This window comes from Mycobacterium sp., assembly GCF_050701675.1.
Lineage (GTDB): Bacteria > Actinomycetota > Actinomycetes > Mycobacteriales > Mycobacteriaceae > Mycobacterium.
The window spans coordinates 1-3,202 of the sequence record NZ_JBOGDD010000732.1 but is presented as its reverse complement, the minus strand read 5'-3'; the positions used below and the strand labels follow the sequence as shown (position 1 = coordinate 3,202).

The following is a 3,202-nucleotide window of genomic DNA, read 5'->3' as shown; positions in this document are numbered from 1 at the left end:
ACCTTGCCCGACAAGTCCTGCTGTGCCATGTCGTACTCCTTCATTGGGCGAGTTTCATTGAGCGAGTTGAGAGATCCGCGCATCGGCAGCTCGTCGGAACGCAGTGACGCCCGTTTGCAGGGCGTGATGGAATAGCTTGATGTCGTTGCCGCAGCACAGAATCCGGTATCCACGACGCAGCATGTCCTCGGCGGTCCGTGGGTCCGCAGTGGTGAAGCCCGCTGCGATCCCGGCCCCCGCGGCCGCCTCGGCGACCCGGTCGAGAGCGGCCAGGTACCGGCTGTGTCCGAACTCGCCGGGAATGCCGAGCGCGGCGGCCAGGTCGTTGTCGCCGACCCACAACACGTCGATACCGTCCACGGCGGCGATCCCTTCCACGTCGGAAAGTCCTGCGGCGGTCTCGATCTGGACGAACACCAGCGCCTCGGCGTTGCGCTTGCGCATCTCGACGCCAGGGTCGGCGGGCGGGCGGTAGCGATCTGAGGCGACGCCGAACGTCAGGGCCCGCTCTCCCTCTGGTGGATACCGCACCGCCCGCACGATCGCGGCAGCCGTGGCCGCATCGTCGACGGCGGGCACCATGATCATGCTCGCGCCCGCATCCAGCGCCGCCCCGATCATCCACGGGACGGGAGCGGGTACGCGGAGCCCGGCTGGGATCGCGGCCGCTTGGCAGGCCCACAGCGAGGGCGCAAGTGCGCCGAGGGACCAGCCCGTGTGCTGTTGGTCGAAGAAGATGAAGTCCACGCCCGCCGCCGCGGCGAGCGCGCCAACCCCCGGGGTGGCGAACTCCATCACGAAGGTGCCAACGGCCGGTGGGCCTCCGCGGGCGGCCGAGCGGATCGCGTCGGTCAGTGCCATCGCCGGGCCTACGGCCGCGGACGCCACGGCGCGGTCAGGACACCCACACCGAAGCCCTGCGACGCCAGCTGCTTCTTCACCGCGCTGATGAAATCGCCCTCGGTTTCCGCTGCGGCCGTACCGATCTCGACGAGGTAGTTGTTGACCTGCGCCTGGAGTCCCCAAGCCCGCTTCAGGTCGCCGTCCCGCCCGGCCGCAATGAGGTCGACGAAGAGTGCGACGTTCGACGCGCTGACCACCGACACGACCGACCGTGCGCCGACGGCGAAGCTGGCCGCGATCAGCTCCTCCTGTCCTTGGAAGACCACGAAGTCGTCCGGGGTGTCCCAGACCAGCCGTTGCAGTTCGGCGATCTCCTTGGTGGAGTCCTTCGTCCCGGCGATACCGTCGGTCTGAGCCAGCCGGATCATGGTGTCGATGGTCATCCGATTCTTGGTGAAAAATGGGTTGTGATAAGGGAATACCGGCTTTCCAGTCAGATCTGTCAGCGAAACGAAGTAATCGTAGAGCTCGTCCTGGCTGTAGCCGTAGTAGATGGGCGGCACCGCGAAGACGCCCTTGACGGGCAGATCGGCGATCGGCCGCCACCGTTCCAAAGTCCGGCGCGTGCCCTCGGCGCTGATCCCCGCGATCACTGGAAAGTCCTCACCGAGTTCGTCGAACAGGATCTCCAACGCGCGCCTGCGGGTGGCGTCGTCGATGGTCACGCCCTCGCCGCCGGACCCGAACATCCAGAATCCACTGGCGCCGGCATCCGCGTTGGCCCGGAAGAGGCGGCGCTGCGCCTGCTCGTCGAGCGTCTCCCCCTCCAGCAGCAGGGTCGGGCACGCGGGAAACAGGCCTTGGAAGTCGGACGGGTCGTGATTGGCCACGGGTGATACTCCTTCGTATTCGGTTGCGGTGGTGAATGATCGGTCGGATGACCGAGATCAGTTGGTGACGGTGCGCTCGACGATCGCGGGAGCCTGCACCGCCCTGCGGGGCTCGTAGATGCGTTTGGCGATGATGGCCATCACCGCGGCGTAGATCATCACGCCCGCCAGGAACAGCATCGAGGCGTCGATGTTTCCGGTCGCGCCCTTGAGTGCGCCGACGACGTACGGGCCGATGAAGCCGCCCACGTTGGCCACGGAGTTGATGCACGCGATGCCGACGGCGAAGAACGCTCCGCTGAGCGCGCGACTGGGCAGGCTCAGCGCGATCGGCTGGGAGGACAACAGCCCAGCCGTCGCGACACACAGCAGCACCAGCGACAGCAGCGGCTGATGGGGCAGCACGACCAACCCGATGAAGCCGAGCGCGCCGACCACGCACGAGATCGCGATCGCGGCGTAACGCGCGTTGTATCGCTCAGCGAGCACGGGGATGGTGACCAACCCGACCATCGCGCAGACGTAGGGGATCGCCGAGAGCACGGCGGCCATCGTGTTGCTCGCACCGAGGTCGGCGATGATCGTCGGCATCCACAGGCCAAGTCCTAGACCGGCGATCGGGAAGGCGATGTAGAGCGCCGACATGAAGAGGATCCGCTTGTCCTTCAAGGCCCGCAATGGACTGCCGTGCGGGGTGAGGTCGGTCTTGGCGTCCGCAGCCAGTTCCTGGACGACCACTGCGCGTTCGGCGTCGGTGAGCCACGTGGCGTCGTTGGGGGTGTCGGGCAGGTACCTGAGGACCGCGAAGGCGAGGACCACCGCGGGCAGGCCGGTGATCACGAAAACCCACTGCCAACCGGTCAGCCCCCACGCGCCGTCCATCAGCAGGACGACCCCCATCAGTGGCCCCCCGATGATCGACGCGAGCGGATTGCCGAAGATCAGGAATCCGAAGACCGTCGTCCTGCGCTTGGAGCTGTACCACTGGGTGAGGAAGTAGATGAGGCCCGGGAACAGCCCGGCCTCTGCGGCGCCGAGCAGGAACCGCAGGATGTAGAAGGTGAGTTCGCTGTTGGTCAGGGCGAAGGCCATGGCGATCAGGCCCCACGTGATCATGATGCGGGTGATCCATCGACGCGCCCCGAACTTGGCGAGCATCAGGTTGCTGGGAACTTCGAAGAAGAAGTAGCCGATGAAGAAGAGTCCGGCGCCGAAACCATATGCCGCGTCCGATAATCCGAGATCGGACTGAAGCGTGAGCTTCGCGACTGCGACGTTGCTTCTGTCCACGTACGCGACGAAGTAGATGAGGATCAGGAATGGCACCAGTCGCCAAGTGATCTTTCGGAAGACCGCGCTGGGAGTCGAATCGATGGTTTCGCCTGACACCTCGAACCTCCTGTGACCTGCGTTACGTAAACGTTTACGTTAAACGATTACGTACGTTTTACCGCAGCACCCCCTTCAAA

3 protein-coding genes are annotated in these 3,202 nt (G+C 65.4%); all 3 read right to left on the bottom strand.

Annotation, left to right across the window (positions count from 1 at the left end; all coding sequences use genetic code 11):
* Positions 1-54: 54 nt before the first annotated feature.
* Genes ACRDUX_RS22445 through ACRDUX_RS22435 form a run of 3 tightly spaced genes read right to left on the bottom strand, consistent with a single transcriptional unit; the run spans position 55 to position 3,122 of the window.
* Positions 55-861, bottom strand: coding sequence for an HpcH/HpaI aldolase family protein (locus ACRDUX_RS22445; protein WP_526416642.1), 807 nt, complete (start codon positions 859-861; stop codon positions 55-57).
* An 8-nt stretch (positions 862-869) separates the two neighbouring features.
* Positions 870-1,733 carry a dihydrodipicolinate synthase family protein gene (locus ACRDUX_RS22440; protein ID WP_526416640.1) on the bottom strand — a complete coding sequence of 288 codons (864 nt, stop codon included), beginning with the start codon at positions 1,731-1,733 and terminating at the stop codon, positions 870-872.
* Between the two features lie 57 nt (positions 1,734-1,790).
* Positions 1,791-3,122: an MFS transporter gene (locus tag ACRDUX_RS22435; protein ID WP_526416638.1), complete on the bottom strand. Its 1,332-nt coding sequence runs from the start codon at positions 3,120-3,122 to the stop codon at positions 1,791-1,793.
* Between the last annotated feature and the right edge of the window lie 80 nt (positions 3,123-3,202).

Bases quoted from the DNA above. Each gene is read 5' to 3' on its own strand.
- ACRDUX_RS22445 (WP_526416642.1), bottom strand. From the start codon at position 861: ATGGCACTGACCGACGCGATCCGCTCGGCCGCCCGCGGAGGCCCACCG.